21 protein-coding genes are annotated in these 19,602 nt (G+C 69.8%); 7 read left to right on the top strand and 14 right to left on the bottom strand.

The window, feature by feature from the left end:
• Positions 1-56 precede the first annotated feature (56 nt).
• Genes CEK65_RS13575 through CEK65_RS13565 form a run of 3 tightly spaced genes read right to left on the bottom strand, consistent with a single transcriptional unit; the run spans position 57 to position 2,253 of the window.
• Positions 57-1,262, bottom strand: a complete 1,206-nt coding sequence (locus CEK65_RS13575; RefSeq protein ID WP_152182075.1) for an efflux RND transporter periplasmic adaptor subunit — start codon at positions 1,260-1,262, stop codon at positions 57-59.
• Positions 1,259-2,032, bottom strand: coding sequence for an SDR family oxidoreductase (locus CEK65_RS13570; protein ID WP_193314793.1), 774 nt, complete (start codon positions 2,030-2,032; stop codon positions 1,259-1,261). Before CEK65_RS13570 ends, CEK65_RS13575 begins: the two co-directional genes overlap by 4 nt.
• Positions 2,029-2,253 carry a hypothetical protein gene (locus CEK65_RS13565; RefSeq protein WP_152182074.1) on the bottom strand — a complete coding sequence of 75 codons (225 nt, stop codon included), beginning with the start codon at positions 2,251-2,253 and terminating at the stop codon, positions 2,029-2,031. Before CEK65_RS13565 ends, CEK65_RS13570 begins: the two co-directional genes overlap by 4 nt.
• A 126-nt stretch (positions 2,254-2,379) precedes the next feature.
• Here CEK65_RS13565 and CEK65_RS13560 point away from each other — a divergent pair, with 126 nt between their 5' ends.
• Positions 2,380-3,477 carry a LysR family transcriptional regulator gene (locus CEK65_RS13560; protein WP_152182073.1) on the top strand — a complete coding sequence of 366 codons (1,098 nt, stop codon included), beginning with the start codon at positions 2,380-2,382 and terminating at the stop codon, positions 3,475-3,477.
• Positions 3,478-3,564: 87 nt separating this feature from the next.
• Here CEK65_RS13560 and CEK65_RS13555 read toward each other — a convergent pair whose 3' ends face one another.
• From CEK65_RS13555 to CEK65_RS13545, 3 genes are all read right to left on the bottom strand, one after another.
• On the bottom strand, positions 3,565-4,272 hold the full coding sequence (locus CEK65_RS13555) for an OmpA family protein (RefSeq protein ID WP_198526544.1): 708 nt from the start codon (positions 4,270-4,272) through the stop codon (positions 3,565-3,567).
• 91 nt (positions 4,273-4,363) lie between these two features.
• Complete coding sequence (locus CEK65_RS13550; RefSeq protein ID WP_017909015.1) at positions 4,364-5,818, bottom strand: wax ester/triacylglycerol synthase family O-acyltransferase; 1,455 nt, start codon at positions 5,816-5,818, stop codon at positions 4,364-4,366.
• A gap of 96 nt (positions 5,819-5,914) precedes the next feature.
• Positions 5,915-7,336 carry a deoxyribodipyrimidine photo-lyase gene (locus CEK65_RS13545; RefSeq protein ID WP_152182072.1) on the bottom strand — a complete coding sequence of 474 codons (1,422 nt, stop codon included), beginning with the start codon at positions 7,334-7,336 and terminating at the stop codon, positions 5,915-5,917.
• A gap of 499 nt (positions 7,337-7,835) precedes the next feature.
• Between CEK65_RS13545 and CEK65_RS13540 the strand changes: the two genes are divergently transcribed.
• On the top strand, positions 7,836-8,345 hold the full coding sequence (locus tag CEK65_RS13540; protein ID WP_152182071.1) for a hypothetical protein: 510 nt from the start codon (positions 7,836-7,838) through the stop codon (positions 8,343-8,345).
• Positions 8,346-8,427: 82 nt separating this feature from the next.
• Here CEK65_RS13540 and CEK65_RS13535 read toward each other — a convergent pair whose 3' ends face one another.
• The 6 genes from CEK65_RS13535 to CEK65_RS13510 form a co-directional block, all read right to left on the bottom strand.
• Positions 8,428-9,846: a replicative DNA helicase gene (locus CEK65_RS13535; protein WP_017909018.1), complete on the bottom strand. Its 1,419-nt coding sequence runs from the start codon at positions 9,844-9,846 to the stop codon at positions 8,428-8,430.
• Between the two features lie 263 nt (positions 9,847-10,109).
• Positions 10,110-10,664 carry an NADPH-dependent FMN reductase gene (locus CEK65_RS13530; protein WP_017912795.1) on the bottom strand — a complete coding sequence of 185 codons (555 nt, stop codon included), beginning with the start codon at positions 10,662-10,664 and terminating at the stop codon, positions 10,110-10,112.
• A gap of 52 nt (positions 10,665-10,716) precedes the next feature.
• Positions 10,717-11,394, bottom strand: coding sequence for a glutathione S-transferase family protein (locus CEK65_RS13525; protein ID WP_152182070.1), 678 nt, complete (start codon positions 11,392-11,394; stop codon positions 10,717-10,719).
• A gap of 37 nt (positions 11,395-11,431) precedes the next feature.
• Entirely contained in the window at positions 11,432-11,971 is a 540-nt protein-coding gene (locus CEK65_RS13520) for a GNAT family N-acetyltransferase (protein WP_152182069.1), read from the bottom strand.
• A 48-nt stretch (positions 11,972-12,019) separates the two neighbouring features.
• Positions 12,020-13,195: an acyl-CoA dehydrogenase family protein gene (locus CEK65_RS13515; RefSeq protein ID WP_193314792.1), complete on the bottom strand. Its 1,176-nt coding sequence runs from the start codon at positions 13,193-13,195 to the stop codon at positions 12,020-12,022.
• Positions 13,196-13,295: 100 nt separating this feature from the next.
• Complete coding sequence (locus tag CEK65_RS13510; protein ID WP_026143201.1) at positions 13,296-14,111, bottom strand: glycine zipper 2TM domain-containing protein; 816 nt, start codon at positions 14,109-14,111, stop codon at positions 13,296-13,298.
• A 173-nt stretch (positions 14,112-14,284) separates the two neighbouring features.
• Here CEK65_RS13510 and CEK65_RS13505 point away from each other — a divergent pair, with 173 nt between their 5' ends.
• The 3 genes from CEK65_RS13505 to CEK65_RS13495 all read left to right on the top strand — a co-directional run bounded on the left by CEK65_RS13505 (position 14,285) and on the right by CEK65_RS13495 (position 17,232).
• On the top strand, positions 14,285-14,521 hold the full coding sequence (locus CEK65_RS13505) for a DUF6116 family protein (RefSeq protein WP_152182067.1): 237 nt from the start codon (positions 14,285-14,287) through the stop codon (positions 14,519-14,521).
• A 6-nt stretch (positions 14,522-14,527) separates the two neighbouring features.
• Positions 14,528-15,322, top strand: coding sequence for a TatD family hydrolase (locus CEK65_RS13500; protein WP_152182066.1), 795 nt, complete (start codon positions 14,528-14,530; stop codon positions 15,320-15,322).
• 473 nt (positions 15,323-15,795) lie between these two features.
• Complete coding sequence (locus CEK65_RS13495; protein WP_017909026.1) at positions 15,796-17,232, top strand: EAL domain-containing protein; 1,437 nt, start codon at positions 15,796-15,798, stop codon at positions 17,230-17,232.
• Here the strand turns inward: CEK65_RS13495 and CEK65_RS13490 are convergent.
• Complete coding sequence (locus CEK65_RS13490; protein WP_152182065.1) at positions 17,229-18,041, bottom strand: tRNA threonylcarbamoyladenosine dehydratase; 813 nt, start codon at positions 18,039-18,041, stop codon at positions 17,229-17,231. The genes CEK65_RS13495 and CEK65_RS13490 overlap by 4 nt on opposite strands.
• 132 nt (positions 18,042-18,173) lie before the next feature.
• On the opposite strand from CEK65_RS13490, the gene CEK65_RS13485 reads away from it, so the two are divergent.
• On the top strand, positions 18,174-18,602 hold the full coding sequence (locus CEK65_RS13485; RefSeq protein WP_152182064.1) for a hypothetical protein: 429 nt from the start codon (positions 18,174-18,176) through the stop codon (positions 18,600-18,602).
• Between the two features lie 251 nt (positions 18,603-18,853).
• Positions 18,854-19,336 (top strand): glycine zipper 2TM domain-containing protein, encoded by a 483-nt coding sequence (locus CEK65_RS13480; RefSeq protein WP_017912805.1) that lies wholly within the window; start codon positions 18,854-18,856, stop codon positions 19,334-19,336.
• Positions 19,337-19,421: 85 nt separating this feature from the next.
• Here CEK65_RS13480 and CEK65_RS13475 read toward each other — a convergent pair.
• Positions 19,422-19,602: cold-shock protein (locus CEK65_RS13475; RefSeq protein WP_152182063.1), on the bottom strand; the 181-nt coding region annotated here is incomplete at its 5' end.

Raw genomic sequence — 19,602 nt, 5'->3', positions numbered from 1 at the left:
GGCGGGGCGCGGCCGGCAGGTGATGACCCGGCCGGTGCTGCGTCGGCGCCCGCGACTCAGTCGAGGGCGACGGCCTGGCGCGGTGCGGCAGGAGACGCGGTCTGCGCGATCGGCTTGGCCTGCACCGGCATGCCGGGCATGAACACCTTCTGCACGCCGTCGACGATGACCTTGTCGCCGGCGGACAAGCCGCTTTGCACGATGCGCAGGCCGTCGGCGCTGCGGCCGAGCTGCACGTCGCGCCGCTGCGCCTTGCCGTCCTTGTCGACCACGTAGACGTACTTGCGGTCCTGGTCGGTGAGCACCGCGCGGTCGTCGATCAGCACCGCGTCGAAGCGACCGCTGCCGAGCAGCCGCACCCGCGCGAACAGGCCGGGGGTGAAGCGGCGATCGGCGTTGTCCAGCAACGCGCGCACATGGATGGTGCCGGTGCTGCGCACCAGTTGGTTGTCGAGGAAATCGACCTTGCCGGCATGCGGATAGCCGTCCTCGCCGACCAGGCCGACCTGCACCGGCAGGCTGCCGTCGCGCTCGCTCGGGCGCTGGCCGTCGCGCGCCATCTGCGCATAGCGCAGGAAGGTGCCCTCATCCGCGTCGAAGTACACATGCACCTTGTCCAGCGACACCAGCGTGGTCAGCACGCTGGCGCTGTCGCCGGCGCTGACCAGGTTGCCGGCGGTGACCATCGCGCGGCCGGCGCGGCCGGCGATCGGCGCGCGCACCTGGGTCCATTCCAGGTTCAGGCGTGCGCTGTCCACCGCCGCCTGCGCGGCCAGCACGTCGGCCTGTGCCTGTTCGGCCGCGGCACGCCGCTGTTCCCAGCTCTCGGTGGAGATGGCCTGCTGTTCGGACAGGGTCTTGGCGCGCGCGGCCTCGCTGGCGCTGAGCTTGGCCTGGGTGCGTGCGCGCGCCAGGTCGGCCTCGGCGCGGGCCAAGTCGGCGCGGTAGCTACGCGCGTCGATGGTGAACAGCACATCGCCCTTCTTCACCTCCTGCCCTTCGACGTAGTTGACCTTGTCGATGTAGCCGGACACGCGCGGGCGCAGGTCGACGTGCTCGACCGCCTCGACGCGGCCGCTGAACTCGTCCCACTGACTGATCTGCTTCTGCAGCGCGGGCGCCACGCCCACGCTCGGCGGCGGCGGCGCGCCCTGTTCGTTGGCCTTGCCGCCGCAGGCGGTGAGCGTGGCGACCAGCAGCGCCACCGCCAGCGGGCGCAGTGCGCCCGGCAGCAGGCGCGACGGCATCGGAATCGGATTCATTGAGAGACCTCGTGGGTGGAGAAGGAAAACGGCAAGGGGGTGAGCAAGGCGCTGCGCGGCTGGGCAAAGTGGCGGCGGTCGATCTCGACCAGGGCGCGGTCCGGCCGCTGCGCATCGGCAAGCAGGTGAACCACGGCGCGGCCGACGCCGAGGGTGGTGAACCACTCCGGGCAGTCGCCGATGGCGTCGTCGCTGCGGCACACCGGGGCGGACAGCGACAGCAGATGCACGTGCACGCCGAGCGGCTTGGCTTCCTCGTGCAGCACCTGGGCAAGCATGCGGATCGCTGCCGCCGTCACCGAACTGTCGCCATGCCCGGACCAGGCACGCAGCGCGCAGGGACTGCCCAGCAGCACGTAACGGGCGCCGCGCTCGTGCTGCCCCAGCAGCGGCAACAGATGCCGGGCGGCAGCCAGATGCGGCAGCAGATCCGCATCCAGGCGCCGGCGCAGCGCGCCCAGCGGCCGCTCCAGCAGGCGCCCGGGGCGCAGCGGACTGCCCAGGGCGGCGACCACCGCGGCCAGCGGCCGCGGCCGCTGCGCGATCTCGGCGACCAGGGCCGCGGCAGCAGCGTCTGTGCCGACCGAACCGCTCAGCACGTCCAGCCCGGGTTCGTCGCGGTGGCGATCGCGCAGCGCGGTCAGGCGGGCGCGGTCGCGCGCCACCGCCAGCACCGGGCTGCCCGCCTCCAGCAACGCCTGGACCACCCCCTGCCCGACCGTGCCGCTGCCCCCGAGGACCAGGACTTCGGGGGCCAACATCCCGCTCACGGGACTTTTCCTCCCGCGGACGGGACAATCGCAATCCGACCCAGGCGGTCGCGACCGGACGCGCCCAGGCGCAGGCTGCTGCCGCCCTGCCGCCGCGGCGGCGGCGTGAACTCGCGAAACGCCCTCGGGTAAAGGGATTGCGCCGTCGCCACCGGCGCGGAACGGCGCCGCGGCTGGCGATCGGGGCAGGCGAAAAACTGGAACAGCGTGCGCATCGACATGGGCAAAGCTCGTCGGTGATGGCGAATGCGGACAAATTAGGCGCCAAAGCCGCACTTGATTAGTCCGAATTAAGGGGAATAATCGTCCCGCTATCGGTCCAATCGTCTCCACCTCAAGGAACCGCCATGAGCCACGATCTGAACGACACCCTGATCTTCGTCAAGGTGGTCGAGCAAGGCAGCTTCATCGCCGCGGCCAATGCCCTCGGCCTGCCCAAGACCACCGTCAGCCGCAAGGTGCAGGACCTGGAGGCACGGCTGGGCGCGCGCCTGCTGCACCGGACCACGCGCCGGCTCGGGCTGACCGAGGCCGGCGCGGTCTACCACGAGCATTGCCAGCGCATCGCCCGCGAACTGGAGGAAGCCGAGAGCGCGGTGGGCCAGCTGCAGGCCGGCCCGCGCGGCTGGCTGCGCTTCAGCGTGCCCTATTCGGCCGGCATTTCCTGGGTGGCGCCGATCCTGGGCGAATTCCACCGCCAGCATCCGGAAGTGCGCCTGGAGATGATCATGACCAGCGACAAGGTCGACCCGATCGCCGAAGGCGTGGACGTGGCCCTGCACATGGGCACGCTGCCGGATTCGACCATGGTCGCGCGCAAGCTCGCCACCTTCCGCACCCAGGTCTTCGCCAGTCCCTACTACATCGAGCGGCATGGCGAACCGCTGCATCCGGACGACCTGCAGCACCACCGCACGCTGGCGCTGAGCAACGGCCGCGGCGGCGGCACCCGGCTGTGCTGGCCGCTGCGCAACGGCAAGCAGAGCGGCGAATTCCTGGTCCAGCCGATCCTGCTGGCCAACGATTCGGCGGCGCTGATCGGCGGCCTGGTCTGCGGCGAAGGCCTGGTGCTGGCCAGCGACGCGACGATCAAGCCGCTGATCGAGGCCGGCAAGGCGCGGCGCGTGCTCGGCGGCTGGGTCGGGCCGGACCTGGACTTCAACGCGGTGTTCCCGGGCGGGCGCATGCTCTCGCCGAAGGTGCGCGCCTTCGTCGACTTCCTGGTCGACAAGCTCAACTTCGACGTCAGCTACATGATGGCGCAGTGCCCGGCCAAGCTGGCCACACAGCAGGCCGAGGACGGCGCGGAGTTCACTTTGTGCAGCGGCGTGGCGATGAACACGCAATCGCTGGCCAGCCTGCCGCGCGTCGCAGCCACACCGGCGCCGGTGCCGGCGACGCTGGAGACGGAAGCCGAGGACGAAGAGGACGCGGCACTGGTCTGAGCCGCGCTGCGCACAACGCGTCGCAGCAGCGCAGAAACGCGAACGGGCCGCAGTGCGGCCCGTTCGTCGTTGCGGTCGGCGGATCGGTCAGCCGGCCGAGGCGCGCAGCGGCACCACGCGGATCTCCACGCGGCGGTTCTGCGCGCGACCGGCCTCGGTGCTGTTGTCGGCGATCGGGTACTTCTTGCCCGCGCCCAGGGTCTGGATGCGCTCGGGCTGCACGCCCTGCGCGGTCAGGTAGGCGGCCACCGAGGACGCGCGCTGTTCGGACAGACGCTGGTTGACCGCATCGCTGCCGATGCTGTCGGTGTGGCCGACCACCTCGATCATGGTCTGGTTGTATTCGCCCAGGGTCTGGGCCACGCCGTTGAGCGCCGAATAGAACTGCGGCTTGAGCGTGGACTGGTTGAAGTCGAAGGTGATGCCGTCGGGCAGATTGAGGGTGATGTTGTCGCCGTCGCGGCGCACGTCGATACCGGTGTTGGCGGTGCGCTCGCGCAGCGCGCGTTCCTGCCGATCCTGGTAGTTGCCGATCGCCGCGCCGCTGAGCGCGCCGATGCCGGCGCCGATCATCGCGTGCTGGCGGCGCTCGGTGGCGCTGCTGCCGCTGAGCAGGCCGGCGGCGACGCCGACCGCGGTGCCGATCAGCGCGCCGCGGCCGGTGCGGTTCTGCTGCTCGGTAGGATTGCCGTACTGGTCGCGCTGCACGTAGGAGCCGCCGGTGGCGCAGGCGGACAGCACCAGCGCACTGGCCAGGGCCACGGACACGCCGCGGAGGGTGGTCGTTTTCATCATGTTCTCTCCGAACCTGGTTTGACGTGGCGGCAGCATAAACAGGGCCACGCGAGGCGCGGATGAACGCAGCCCGGCGCGCGATGCGCCCGGTTCAGGAAGACGGCAGCAGGTCTTCGGCGTCGGCCGCGCGCAGCGGCTGCTCCCAATCGCCCATCAGCGCCAGGTACAGCAGCTTTTCGAATTCGGCGCCGACCCGCCGCATCACCGCGTCCGGATCGGGAATCAGCCGCGCATCGCCGATCAGGCCGAAGTGCACGCGGTGGTTGTAGCTCATGATCGACACGCCGACACCGATCGAGCCGGTCTGCGGCACCCAGAACATCATCTCGCGCACGCGGCTGCCGGCCAGGTACAGCGGCTGCTGCGGCCCCGGCACGTTGGTCGCCACGGTGGTGGCCTTGCGGCTGAACAGGTCCAGCGCAGCCGACTGCAGCGCCGCCGGCGCCATGCCCACCGCCGCCAGCAGGCCGAACACCACCATCGCCTGCCGCGACTGCTTGAGCTGCTGCATCGACTCGGCCACGCACTGCAGGCGCCGCACCGGGTTGGCCTCGCCCACCGGCAGGTCCAGGAACACCAGGCCGAAGTGGTTGCCGAGCTTGCGCGCGTGCTCCAGCGGGCGCAGGTTGACCGGCACGGTGGCGCGCAGGGTCACCCCGTCCAGGCGTTCGCCGCGTTCGAGCATGTAGTCGCGCAAGGCGCCGGCCATGGTCGCCATCAGCACGTCGTTGACCGTGCAGTCGCAGGCGCGGCCCACCGCCTTGACCTCGTCCAGGTCCAGCGGCTCGGCCCAGGCCACGCGCTTGCTGACGCCGAGGCGGCCGCGCAGCAGCGTCGGCGGATCGTCGGCCAGCAGCAACGCATTGACCAGTTCGCGGCCGATCAGCCCGCCTTCGCGCGCCAGCATCTGCGGCAGGTTCGGGTCCTGCGCCATCGCCCGGCCCTTGTCGAGCATGCGCCCGCCGAGCTTGAGGTAGCGGTCCACCGCGCCGACCCGGCGCACCACCTCCTTGCCGTCGTCCTTGAGCCAGGCGCGCCCGAGCTGCGCCGACGGCTCCGGGGTGCGCTGGGTATCGGTCAGCGACAGCAGCACCTGCACCAGCGCGATGCCGTCGGCGTAGCTGTGGTGGATGCGCGCCACCAGCGCCGAGCCGCCTTCGTAGCGCTCGATCAGGTGGAACTGCCACAGCGGCTTGGTCTTGTCCAAGGGCGTGGAGGCCATCTGCCCGGCGAAGCGCTCCAGCGCCTTCTTCTGCCCGCGCCCGGGCAAGGCCGACAGGCGCACGTGCCAGTCCAGATCGAAATCGTCGTCGCGCTGCCAGTAGGCGCCGGTGGCGGTCTCCACCGGCTTCTGCAGGAACCGCGGGAAGGCCAGGAAGCGCTTGCGCACCAGTTGCTTGAGCGCAGGCAGGGTCAGCGGCTCGTCGAACATCAGCACGCCGGTGATCATCATCGGATTGGTCGGCCGGTCCATCCGCAACCAGGCGGTGTCCACGCGCGACATCGGTTCGCGCTGCGGCTTGCGGCGAGCTGAGCTGGTGGCCATGCGGGCTCCTGTCCGAGCCCGGAGTGAATCATGGCCCCGCGAAGGGCGTCAATCGCGCCTGCGGCCGTGCTGCGCCGCGCAACACCGCGCCCGTGCTCAGCCGGCGGCGGTCTCGCGATAGGCGGCCAGCGCCGCATCGCGGCCGGCGGCCAGGTCCACGATCGGCTGCCGCGGATACTGCGGGGCGGCGTGCGCCAGCCGCTGCGGCGCCTGCCAGGGCGCGAAGCGGTCGGCCACCGGCAGCGCCGCCAGTTCCGGCACCCAACGCGCGATGTACTCGCCCTTCGGATCGAACTTCTGCGCCTGGGTCACCGGGTTGAACACGCGGAAATACGGCGCGGCATCGGCGCCGGTGCCGGCCACCCACTGCCAGCCCAGGGTGTTGTTGGCCAGGTCGGCATCGACCAGGGTGTCCCAGAACCAGCGTGCGCCTTCGGACCAATGCACGCGCAGGTGCTTGCACAGGTAGCTGGCGACGATCATGCGCACGCGGTTGTGCATCCAGCCGGTGTGCCACAGCTCGCGCAGGCCGGCATCGACGATCGGCACGCCGGTGCGTCCGCGCTGCCAGGCGTGCAATGTCGCCGCATCGGGCCTGGCCCAGCGAAAGCGCTCGAAGCGCGGATTGAGGTTGCGCTCGGGCGTGTCCGGGAAATGGTGCAGCAGGTGGTGGGCGAAATCGCGCCAGCCCAGTTGGCGGATGTAACCGTCGATGGCCGCGGCAGTGGCGGCACGGCGATGGCGCTCCAGGGTGGCGACGATGCGCCACGGCGCGATCTCGCCGAAATGCAGGTGCGGCGACAGCCGCGAGGTGCCGACCTGGTCGGGGCGGTCGCGGCCATCGAGATAGTCGCGCAGCGCGCCGTCGACGAACACGTCCAGCGCCTCGTGTGCGCCCGCCTCGCCCGGCTGCCAGACCTCCCAGAAGCCGCGGTCCCAGTCCAGCGCCGGCGCCAGGCCGAGTCGTTCCAGCGGCAGGCTGTCCAGATCCTTGGGCGGCGCTGGCAGCGTCTTCGACGCGGCCTGCAACGCGGGCACCTGCCAATGGCTCAAGGCACTGCGCCAGAACGGGGTGAACACCTTGTACGGGCCGCCCTGCTGCGTCGCCAGTTGCCAGGGTTCGAACAGCAGCGCGCTGTTGTGGCTGTGCACCTCCAGGCCCTGCTCGCGCAGTTCGCGCTTGAGCCGCGCATCGCGCGGCTGCGTGGCCGGCTCGTAGCGGCGGTTCCAGTACACCGCCACCGCGTCGCAGTCGGCGATCACCTGGCGCAAGGCGGTCTCGGCCGGGCCCTGGCGCAGGATCAGGCGCGAACCGCGCGCGCGCAGTTGCGCGTCCAATGCCGCCAGCGAGCGCTGCAGCCAACTGCGCGAAGCCGCGCCGGCGGCCCAGGCGCCCTCGTCTTCCGGGCTGTGCAGATACACCGGCACCGGCGTATGCCCGGCATCCAGCGCGGCCTGCAGGGCAGGTTGATCGTGCAGGCGCAGGTCGCGCCGGAACCAGACGATGGCGTAGCTCATGCGAGGGGACGCAGCGAAGGACGCGCCATGATACGGATCGGGTGCAGCGGCCAGGTGAGCATGCGGCGCGAGTCGCACATGCTTCGACACCGCCGATCCTGGCGCAGCAAGTGTTGCGCTGGCCGGATTTCGTAGACATCGCCGCGCGCCGCGCACGCGCGCCTCGTCCGCCCTGCTATAACGCCGTGGCGGGCGCCGTCATGTCGAAACGGCGCCGCGACCGCTGCTGATGGATGACGTTCCGGGGAAGGACGTCATCCGTGCTTTCGCTGCACCGCGCACGACATGGCCACGGCCGTCTCGCGCGCACTGGGGGAACATCCGCCATCGCCTCTGCGATCTCACGGTCATCACGGCCGGCGAGCGCGGCTGCGTGCGGCCCGAACCGCCCGCGCCCGGACCTGCATCGACAGGGCCGCGACGCGCTGCGGGCAGCCAACGGCGCAGCACGGTCATGCCCATCGCAGACATCCGCAAGACTCTCAGGAGAGCAAGATCCATGGACAAGCGCATCGCAAAAGCCACCCTCACCCTCGCGCTGAGCCTCGCCGCCCCGCTGGCGATGGCCTGCACCGCCGAACCCATCCAGCTACAGAACGAGGTCAGCCTCGACAACGGCATCGAGTGCGGCGGCGGCGGCGGCGGTGGCAGCACGCCGGTCTACACGCTGCAGGGGGTGATCCAGAACCAGGGCTACGAGTCCGACGGACGTCCGGCCGGCGGCAAGCGCCTGAAGATCCGCGCGTACTCGCGCTTCGCCAACGCCAACAACGACCGCGTCGATGCCAACTACATCAACGTGCGCTGCAACGCCTACGACCAGATCGGCAACGGCTACACCACCGACTACGACGAGGAAGGCAACGGCGCGCTGGTCGACGTGCACTTCAAGTCGAACTTCGTCTACGGCATCTATCGCAAGATCACCGTGGTCTGCACCCACCACGCCGAGTACGGCGCCAACACCTACGACGCCACCAGCAACGCCGAGATCGAGATTCCCTACTGATCGCTGCATCGCGCCCTCAAGCCGGCGCCCGGAACGTACCGGGCGCCGCACTCGCAAGATGACGTGCGCGTAGCGCGCAGGCTTACTCGAACGCGCCCACCGAGTCGTGGGCGAGATTGTCGAAGCGGGTGTATTCGCCGAAGAACTTGAGCTTGCACGACCCGGTCGGGCCGCCGCGGTGCTTGCCGATGATGATTTCGGCCAGACCCTTGTCCGGCGAATTTTCCTTGTTGTAGTAGTCGTCGCGGTAGATGAACACGATCATGTCCGCATCCTGCTCGATCGCGCCCGATTCGCGCAGGTCGGCCATCACCGGGCGCTTGTCGGTGCGGGTTTCCAGCGAGCGGTTGAGCTGCGACAACGCGATCACCGGCACCCCCAGCTCCTTGGCCAGGCCCTTGAGCGAGCGCGAGATCTCCGAGATCTCGGTGGCGCGGTTCTCGCTGTTGCCGGGCACCGACATCAGCTGCAGGTAGTCGATCACGATCAGGCCCAGGTCGTGCTCGCGCTTGAGCCGGCGCGCCTTGGAGCGCAGCACTTCCGGCGACACGCCCGGCGTGTCGTCGATGAAGATCTTGGTCTCCTTGAGCATCTTGATCGCGCCGGTGACGCGCGCCCAGTCCTCGTCCTCGAGCTGGCCGGTGCGCAGGCGCTGCGCGTTGATGCGGCCGTTGGAGGAGATCAGGCGCATCGCCAGCTGCGAGGCGGACATTTCCATCGAGAACACCGCCACCGCCTTCTTCGACTTGATCGCCGCGTACTCGGCGATGTTCAGCGCGAAGGTGGTCTTGCCCATCGCCGGACGCGCGGCGAGGATGATCAGGTCGGTCGGCTGCAGGCCGGCGGTCATCGCGTCGAAGTCGTTGTAGCCGGTCGGCAGGCCGGTGATGTTGCCGCCGTTCTCGAAGCGGTTGCGCAGTTCCTCGAACGCGTCCTTCAACGCGCCGGGCATCGCCACGAAGTCGCTGCGCCCGCGCGCACCGGCCTCGGCGATCTGGAACACCGCCTTTTCCGCCGACGCCAGCAGTTCCGAACTCTCGCGCCCTTCCGGCTGGAAACCGTCGTTGACGATGGTGGTGCCGACCTCGATCAACTGCCGCAGCACCGCCTTGTCGCGGACGATCTCGGCGTAGGCGACGATATTGGCCGCCGAGGGCGTGGTGCTGGCCAGTTCGATCAGGTAGGCGCCATCGCCGACCATCTCCAGCTTGCCCTGCGATTCGAACCACTCGCCCAGGGTCACCGCATCGAACGGGCGTCCCTTCTCGGCCAACTCGCGGATCGCGCGATAGATCAACTGGTGATCGCGCCGGTAGAAATCGTTCTCGGTGAGCTGGTCGTTGACCCGGTCGTAGGCGTCCGGTGCCAGCATCAGGCCGCCGAGCACGGCCTGTTCGGCCTCGATCGAGTGCGGCGGCACGCGCAACTGGTCGAGACGCGGCTCGCTGCGTTCGCTGCGCTCGCTTTTGCGATCGCCGCGGTAGCCGGGACGGGCGGACATAGGCTGGGTCTTCTCTGTGGGGCGCGGGCGCCGGGCGCGGCCTCACCGCGGCCCGGGCGCCGATTTTAGTCGCCGCGCCCGGCCGGGGCTAGGGCGACGCTCGACACAGGGCGCCTGCCTGAGCAGCGGCACCTGCGTCGTCCCGCCTCGCCAGAGGCTGGGGACAAGTCTGGGGACAAGCGGTTGAGAACCTCGCCGAGGCCGCGTCGCACAAGGCCCGCCCTGCCCCATCCGCGCACCACGGCACGCGCCGCGGTGGCGCTTCAGGCCTGCAGTTCGTCGATCCAGGCGATGAACTTGTCGACGAAGCCGGCGAGGAACTTGCGCGTGCGCTCGTCGTCGATCGCGCCGTCCTCGGCGATCAGGCCCTCCTTGAACTGCAGAAAGATCTCCGGCTGCCCCAGCACCGGCATGTCCAGGTAGGCCAGCACGTTGCGCAGGTGCTGCTGCGCCATGGCGGTGCCGATCGCCCCCGGCGAGGTCCCGCACACCGCGGCCGGCTTGCCGGCGAAGGCGCTCTCGCCGTACGGCCGCGAGCCCAGGTCGATGGCGTTCTTGAGCACGCCGGGAATGGAACGGTTGTATTCGGGGGTGACGAACAGCACCGCGTCGGCGCCGCTGACCTGCGTCTTCAGGCGCCGGCCCTGCGCCGGATAGTCGTGGTCGTGATCCTGGTTGTACAGCGGAAGGTCGCCGATCTCGACGTACTCGAAACGGGCGCGGTCGCCCGCAAGTCGCTCCAGCGCGTGCGCCAGGCGCCGGTTGAACGATTCCTTGCGCAGGCTGCCGACGAACACGGCGATGCGGTACTGGCTCATGGCGTTACTCCTGACCGAATGGACCTGCAGGCTAGCCGCCGGCGCGCGGCAGTCAGGTGAACGCCACGTCTGCACCGGCATGCGCCAGGCGGGCGCGCACGTCCTCCGGCAGCGGCGGCAGCGCCACGAAACCCGGCGTCGCGCGCACCCGCTGCAGCCAGTCGCACAGCGCCGGATACTGGGTCAGCGCGATGCCGGCATCGCCGGCGCAATGCGTATAGGCGAACAACGCGATATCGGCGATGCCGTAGGCCGGCCCGGTGAACCAGGCCTGCGCCTGCAGGTGCTGCTCCATCACCGCCAGCGCCCGCGTCGCGCCCTCGCGCAGGCGTGGGAGTTCGGCGCGCCGCGGCGAGTCGGGCGGCGTCCAGCCGCAGACGAAGCGCGCCACCGCCACATAGGGTTCGTGGCTGTACTGCTCGAAGAACAGCCAGCTCAGCGCCTGCGCGCGCTGCCAGGGATCGGCGGGCAGATACCCGGTGCCCTCGGCCAGCCAGCACAGGATGGCGTTGGATTCGGCCAGCACGCGCCCGTCCTCGCGTTCCAGCAGCGGCACCTTGCCGTTGGGATTCTTGGCCAGGAACGCCGGGGTGCGGGTCTGGCCGTTGGCGCTGTCGACCTCGACCCAGCGGTAGCCGCAACCGAGCTGGTCCAGCAACAGCCGCACCTTGTAGCAATTGCCGGACAGCGCCATGCCGTACACGGTCAGGGGAAAACGTTCGGATGCCATGTGCTGCTCCTGTGTCGAATGCTGCCGTCGTCGTGGCTCAGCGCCGCGCCTGCCACTGCGCGCGCGACTGGCCCCACACTTCCACCTCGAACACCTGCAGCGGCTCGGGCAGGCGGTCCTGGCGCAGGTAGCGCGAGCCTAGCTTGGCCGCCACCGCCTTGGAGTTGGCGTTGTCCGGCACGATGGTGTGGATCACCTCGGTCCAGCCCAATTGCGCGAACGCCCAGTCGATCGACGACGCGGCCGCCTCCGGCGCATAGCCCTGGCCCCAGAACGCGCGGGCGATGCCCCAGCCGACCTCCGGACCCGGCCAGCCGTGCGGCTGCCAGGGACCGACCCGGCCGATCCACTGCCCGCTGCGCTTCTCGATCACCGAGAACATCGCAAAGCCCTGCAACTGCCAGCTGCCGACCAGCGAGGTCAGGCTGCGCCAGACCACCGATGGCGCCTGCACGCCGCCAAGGTGATGCATGGTCTCGGTGTCGGCGGAAAAGGCGCAGAACGCCGCGAAATCCTCGGCAGTGGGCGGGCGCAGCACCAGGCGCTCGGTTTCCACGCGCACATCGAAGACGCTCATCGTCGGTTCTCCTGTGAACAGGCCCGCAGCCGGCCGCGGGCGATGGCTTCAAAACGCATTGATGCCGGTCAGTTCGCGGCCGACCACCAGTTGGTGCACGGTCTCGGTGCCCTCGTAGGTGATCACCGATTCCAGGTTCAGCGCATGCCGGATCGCGCCGTAGTCGGTGGTGATGCCGGCGCCGCCGAGCAGGTCGCGGCATTCGCGGGCGATGTCCAGGGCCATGCGCACGTTGTTCCACTTGGCCAGCGATACCTGCGCCGGCTGCAGCGTGCCGGCGTCCTTGAGCCGGCCCAGTTGCAGCGCCAGCAACTGCGCGCTGGCGATGCGCCGTGCCATGTCGGCCAGCTTGATCTGCGCGCTCTGGGTCGCCGCCAGCGGCCGCCCGAACAGCATGCGCTCGCCGGCATAGGCCAGCGCCTCGCGCAGGCAGGCGATGGCCGCGCCGATCGCGCCCCAGCTGATGCCGTAGCGGGCCTGGGTCAGGCAGCCCAGCGGCCCCTTCAAGCCGCGCACGCCGGGCAGGCGCTGGCTGTCGGGCAGGCGCACGTCGTCGAAGAACAGCGCCGAGGTCACCGAGGCGCGCAGGCTCATCTTGTGCGCGATGTCCTGGGTGCCGAAGCCCGGGGTGCCGGCCTCGACCAGGAAACCCTGGATGCCATCGTCGGTCTGCGCCCACACGATCGCCACGTCGGCGATGCTGCCGTTGGTGATCCACATCTTGCTGCCGCTCAGGCGCCAACCATCGCCGTCGCGCACCGCACGGGTCTGCATCGCCGCCGGGTCGGAGCCGCCCTGGGACTCGGTCAGGCCGAAGCAGCCGATCGCCGTGCCGGCGGCCATCGCCGGCAGCCAGCGCTGGCGTTGCGCGTCGCTGCCGTAGGCATGGATCGGGTACATGCACAGCGAGGACTGCACGCTGACGAAGCTGCGCAGGCCGCTGTCGCCGCGCTCCAGTTCCTGGCAGATCAGGCCGTAGCAGACCGCGTTGAGGCCGCCACCGCCTTGCCCGGCGGGCAGGCTGGCGCCGAGCAGCCCCAGTTGCGCCAGTTCCGGCACCAGTTCGCGCGGGAATCGCGCCTGGTCGAAGGCCTCGCCGATCACCGGCAACACCTTGGCATCGACGAAGCGCGCCACCGCCTGCTGGATCGCGCGCTCCTCCTCGCTGAGCAGCGCGGCTACGTTGAACAGGTCGTCGCAAGGCAGGGGCATGACGGCATCCACGGCGAAAACCGCATTGTATCGGCCCCGCCCGCGCCGCCGCCCGCAGATAGACGAAGGCCGACGCAAGCGCCGGCCTTCGGAGGTGCAACCGCGCTGCGACTCAGCGCTGGCTGACGGCGACGTCGCCGGCCGAGGCGGTCTGGGTGACCAGGCGGCCGTCCAGCACCGGCAGGCGGTCGCTGTTCGGGCGGTCGTCCATGCGCACGGTCTTTTCCTGGCCGTCGTAACGGTAGGTCACGTCATAGCCCTTGACCACGTCCTGCGTGCCCATGGCGATGCGGCTGCCCGGCTTGCTGTCCATGCGCATGGTGCCGGTGGTGCCGTCGTCGTTGCGGTAGGTCACGTTGTAGCCGGTGATGGTCGAGGACTGCGCGGTGCTGTTCTCGGTGTGGCACTGGCGCTCGGTACGGTCGACCACGCGGCCGCCTACATGGTTCTGGTCGATGCGGTTGCCGATGAAGCCACCGGCCACCGCGCCGGCCGCAGTCGCGGCCTTGCGGCCGTTGCCATGGCCGATCTGGTTGCCGAGCAGGCCGCCGACCACCGCGCCGACCACGGTGCCGCCGACATTGCCGTCGCGCTCGGGCAGGCGCTCCTGCACCACCACGTCATTGCACACCTGGCGCGGCGTGGTGGTGGTGGAGGTCTGGCGCAGCGGCTCGGTGCCGATCACCTCGGCGTAGCGCTGCTGCTTCTGGGTGATCGGGTCAACCCGGACCACGTCGGCGTACTCGAGCTTGCCGCCGACGCTGTTGTCCATCGCGCTGTCGCCGCGGGTATTGTCCAGGGCCGGGCGCACGTCGCCGCTGGCGACGTCCACGGGTTTGTCGCGATTGTTCATGAAGGCCGCGGTGGCGACGCCGCCGACCAGCAAGGCGCCAGCCGCGACCAGAACGGTTGTCGTAGTGCTTTTCATGTGTGCTCTCCTGCGGGCTGACCGCGTTGTCTACGGTGCTGTGATTACCATGCCGAAGCTGAACCGATCCGCTCCCTATTCAGTAACGCGGCGTACACGCAACTGGTAACGCCCCCGGAACGTCGCCATATCAAAGCTGTTAGCGTTTCCACCGCTGCCCCGGAGCACCTGACATGTCCAACCCGATCGTCTATCCGCTGCTGCGCTGGGCGGGCAAATTGCGCTACCCGACGCTGTTCAAGATCACCGCCGGGCTGTTCGTGCTGAGCGTGCTGCTGCCCGATCCGGTGCCCTTCATCGACGAGATCGTGTTCGGCCTGGGCACCCTGCTGCTGGCCAACTGGAAGACCCGCACCCCGGCGCCGGCCACCGAGCCGCTGAACTCGACCGCGCAACGCGCGCGCCGCTGAGCGCCGATGCCGTTGATCGACAGCCACTGCCACCTGGACGCGGAGGAGTTCGATCCGGACCGCGACGCGGTGATCGCGCGCGCGCAGGCGGCGGGCGTGCAGGCGCAGGTGGTGCCGGCGGTGACCGCGGCGTCCTGGGCGAAGCTGCGTGCGGTCTGCGCGGCCGCGCCCGGCCTGTATCCGGCGTATGGCCTGCATCCGCTGTTCCTGAACCAGCACCGGCCCGAGCACCTGCCCTTGCTCGGCGAGTGGATCGAACGCGAGCGTCCCTGCGCGATCGGCGAATGCGGCCTGGACTTCTTCGTCGAAGGCTTGGACGAAGCCGAGCAGCAGCGCTACTTCACCGGCCAGCTGCAACTGGCACGCGAGTTCGACCTGCCGGTGATCGTGCATGCGCGGCGCGCGGTGGACGCGGTGATCCTGGCGATCCGCAAGGTCGGGCGCCTGCGTGGCGTGGTGCACAGTTTCGCCGGCAGCGCCGAGCAGGCGGCACAGTTGCGGTCGCTGGATTTCCTGATCGGCCTGGGCGGGCCGGTCACCTACGCACGGGCGCAGCGCCTGCGCCGGCTCGCCGCCACGGTGCCGTTGCAACAGCTGCTGCTGGAAACCGATGCGCCGGACCAGCCCGATGCCGCGATCCGCGGCCAGCGCAACGAACCGGCACGGCTGCGCACGGTGCTGGACACCATCGCCGAGTTGCGCGACGCACCTGCCGCCTCCATCGCCGCGCAGACCACGGCCAACGCGCGGCGGCTGTTCGGCCTGCCCGACGTGCTTCCCGACACAGCCGCGCCGGGCTGACGCAGGGCTGTCCCGCAGACACAGCGCACACCGCTCGCCGGCGTGGCGGCGCCCCGCGGAAGCGCCGCTCGGCACGCAGGCACGCTGGCCAACGCGCAGCTCCACGCTGCAGCAATCCGCGCGAACGTCGCTTGCCGCGCATCTTTCGTACGAAACTGTGAACTGGGCTACCGGATCACGGTCTTTCGACAGGGTTTCCGCCTGCTGGCTTCTGCTACTGTGCACCGCGCTGAACGGCGACCGGATCTTTTGTCCGCCAGGCACCGGAGTGTGAACCCGTTCGCTCTCAGCAAAAGGCTCGGCGGCCGGCTCGATGGCACGCGTTCTGGCAGATCGGATCATCCTGGCGTGAAACAACCGGCAAGCCGTATCCCCTACCCGCTTCTCCACAGCGCGCGGCGCACGCGTGCGATCGCCTCCTCCGCGGCCGCCCCGGCGCGAGCGGAGCCATCGCGCATGCGAGCGCCACGACGATGAAAAGCGCCGCGAGTTCGGAGAAACACGTCTCCAACGGCGAAAGCTGGGTCTCCCTGAAATTCCGCGACAGCAATCGCAGCCGCAAGATGCGCAGCACCCTGACCCTGGCCGGGGTCTCGTGCACCACGCTCGGCGCCTTGTGGACCGTGTGCTACCTGTACTACGGCCGGCCGGAACTGGCGCTCGCCTTCGTCGGGCTCACGGCGGTCGGCCTGCTCGCGCTGTGCCGCCGCCGCCATTGCGACGAGGCTTCGTTGTCGCTGGTGGCGCATGGCGTGTTCGTGGTGGTGCTGGTGATCTCGTTCATCGATGCGCCGATCGGCACGGTGCCGCGCTCGGTGCACACCTTCTTCCTACCGCTGGCGGCCGGCGCGCTGTTCGTGTTCGACCGCAGCCGCCGCTACCGCGCGCTGGTGTTCCCGCTGGCGTGCCTGGGCGCCTTCGTCGCGTTCGGTTCGGGAGAACTGGACTGGCTGGCGCCGGCGTCCTCGCCACCGCTGGGGATGCGCCGGCTCGGCGCGATCTCCAACATGGCCTGCGCGGCCGGCCTGCTCGCGGCGATCCTGCACATCTACCGCAACGACGTGAACGCGCGCATTTCGCTGGAGCGGGAACTGGCGCGCGCAGTCGGCAACGGCGAGATCGAGGTGCTGTACCAGCCGCAGGTGAGCGCGAACGGCAGCATGCTCGGCGCCGAGGCGCTGGTGCGCTGGCGCCATCCCAGCGGCAAGCTGCTGACCCCGGACAAATTCATCCCGCTGGCCGAAGAGAGCCAGCTGATCCGGGACGTGGGACTGGAAGTGCTGCGTCAGGCCTGCAGCACGCTGCGGCGCTGGTCGCACGAGCAGGATCTGCGTGCGCTGGTGGTTGCGGTGAACGTCAGCCCGGTACAGCTGCTCGATCCCAACTTCGTGGCGTCGGTGAAGCAGGTGATCACCAGCGAGGGGGTGGCGCCGGCGTCGCTGGAATTCGAGCTGACCGAATCGGCGCTGTACGTGGATACCGCCGGGGTGCGCGCCAAGATGCACGAACTCAAGGCGTTCGGCATCGGCTGGGCGCTGGACGATTTCGGCACCGGCTTCTCGTCGCTGGCCATGCTCAGGACGCTGCCGGTCACCAAGCTCAAGATCGACCGGCAGTTCGTCAACGACGCCAAGGCCGATGAGTCCTCGCGGCGCCTGCTGGCCAAGATCGTGGAGATCTCGGAGGTGATGGGCATGGTCGCGCTCGCCGAAGGCATCGAGGATGCGCAGCAGTGCGAGATGCTTTCGGCGATGGGTTGCCGGCACTTTCAGGGCTTCCTGTTCGGACGGCCGCAGCCGGCGCACGACCTGGAACGGCTGGCATTCCTGCAGGCCGGCACCGAGCGCAACCTGATGAGCGGCGCGGCCACGCGCGCCCCGGACGCGCCGCCGCCGTCCAGCGCGCGCTAGGCGGCCGCCGCCTCGCGCGCCACCGCGCGCTTCAACAGCATCTCCAGCGCCTTGCCGACCGCGGCGAAGGCGAACGCACCGGTAATGTGGGTGGCCGCGCCCAGCCCGGCACCGCAGTCCAGGTTCAAGGCCGCATCCGGCCCCAGCACCGGCCGCAGTCCGCAGACGCTGCCATCGGCCTGCGGATAGCGCACGTTCTCCAGCGAGTACACCGCCGGCACGCCGAAATAGCGCTGCGGGTTCTTGGGGAAATTGAACTCGCTGCGCAGCTTCTTGCGGATCAGCGCCAGCATGGCGTCGTGCTCGGTGCGCGACACGTCGCGGATCCGCACCAGGGTCGGATCGGTGCGCCCGCCGGCCGAGCCCACGGTCAGCAGCGGCAGCTTGCGCCGCCGGCACCAGGCGATGGTCTCGACCTTGACCCGAAAGCTGTCGCAGGCATCGATCACCAGGTCGAAGCCGGCATCAAGCAACTCGGCGATGTTGGTCGGGGTGAGGAAAGCCTCGACCGCCACCGCCTCGATCTGCGGATTGATCGCCACGCAGCGCTCGGCCATCGCCACCGCCTTGTTGCGCCCGTACTGACCGGCCAGTGCCGGCAGTTGCCGGTTGGTGTTGGACACGCAGATGTCGTCGGCGTCGATCAGGGTCAGATGCCCGACGGCCGAGCGCGCCAGCGCCTCGACCACCCACGAGCCGACCCCGCCCATGCCCACCACCGCCACCCGGCACTGCGCCAGCCGCGCGATCGTGCCTTGCCCGTAGAGCCGGTCGATGCCGGCGAAGCGTTCGCGCCATTGTTCGTTCATCCGCGCATTTTAGGGGATTGCCTGGGGAGCCGGGATTGGGGACTGGGGATTCGCGGCGTGGCTTGGCGGCCCGCGCGCGACGCGTCGCCGCAGGCGTACCATCGGCACTTCATCCCGCCGTGTATGCCACCCATGGCCAAGCCGCCCCCGCCCGCTTCCGCGTCCCGCTATCTGTTCGTGTTGCTGGCCGGGCTGCTGCTCGGCCTGGTGCTGACGGTGATGGCGCTGCGCGCGGTGCAGGCGCGGCAGGATCCGTTCCCGCGCAGCCTGATGCAGGTGATGGGCAAGCAACTGGCGCTGCTCGAACGCGACACCGCGCACCGGCAATGCAGCGGCGCGGGTCCGCAGGCGCGGCTGCGCACGCTGCGCCTGCTCGGCGACGAACTGGGCACGGCGTTTCCCGACCTGGCCGACGACAGCCGCTTCCGCGAGCACGTCGATGCGCTGCGCGCCGGTGTGGACGCGGCGCTGGCACAGCCGCCGGCCGACTGCGCCGCGCTGGCGCAGGCGCGCCAGCAGATCGACGAACGCTGCGACGCCTGCCACCGCGATTTCCGCTGAGCGTTCGCTGAGAGCCGCACCGAGCTTGCTGCAGGGGTTTCGCTGACGGACCGACGCAGGCCTCGCTGCGGTGGCGGCGTGGCAACGCCGCGCACGTGCCAGTGCGCGTCTCGATGAATTGCCGCTGACGCGAGCCGGCGCGAGGCTGAACGGCACCTGCCAGGGTTGGCGTTGCATTCACGCAGGGGTGGACAGGATGCGTGCGAACGCGGCGCTGCCGCCGCGCTCCATCACTGTCGAGGAGAGCACCCATGAAGATTCAACTGATGGCCACCGCTGCCGTGGCGACCCTGGCGCTGGCAGGCTGCGCCACGTCCCCGGGCTATGGCGGCGGTTACGGCGGCGGCTACAGCCAGCCGGCGCGCGGCGGTTACACCCAGACCCGCTGCGCCGACTGCGGCATCGTCACCCGCATCGACACCGTACCGTCCGGCCGCACCGCGCCGTCGGCCACGGGCGCGATCCTGGGCGGCATCGTCGGCGCGGTCGCCGGCCACGAGATTTCCGACCACACCGGCGGCAGCAAGGGCAACCAGAACGTGTCGGCGGTGGCCGGCGCGGCGGCTGGCGCACTCGCCGGCAACCAGATCCAGAAGAACGTCACCAGCGACACCTACGACGTGCATGTGCAGATGGACGACGGCCGGGTGATCGTGGTCAACCAGCGCGACCTGGCCGGTGTGCGCGAGAACACCTATGTGCGCGTGGTCAACGGGCGCGTCGTGCCGCGCTGATCGGCCTCGGCGACCTGCCCCGAAACGCAAAAAGGCCCGCAGTGCGGGCCTTTTTGCTGCGCGCGACGCGGCGCGCGACAACGCCTCAGAGCGGCTGCACCGCGTCGGCCTGCAGGCCCTTCTGGCCCTGCACCACGGTGAAGCTGACCTTCTGGCCTTCCTTCAGGCTCTTGAAGCCCTGGGTCTGGATCGCCCGGAAGTGCACGAACACGTCCTCGCCGTTTTCGCGGCTGATGAAACCGAAACCCTTGGCATCGTTGAACCAC

The sequence above is a fragment of the Xanthomonas sp. LMG 12459 genome, assembly GCF_009192905.1.
GTDB lineage: Bacteria > Pseudomonadota > Gammaproteobacteria > Xanthomonadales > Xanthomonadaceae > Xanthomonas_A > Xanthomonas_A sontii.
Note: the sequence above shows the minus strand (reverse complement) of the source record. Positions and strands in the feature narration are given on the sequence as shown.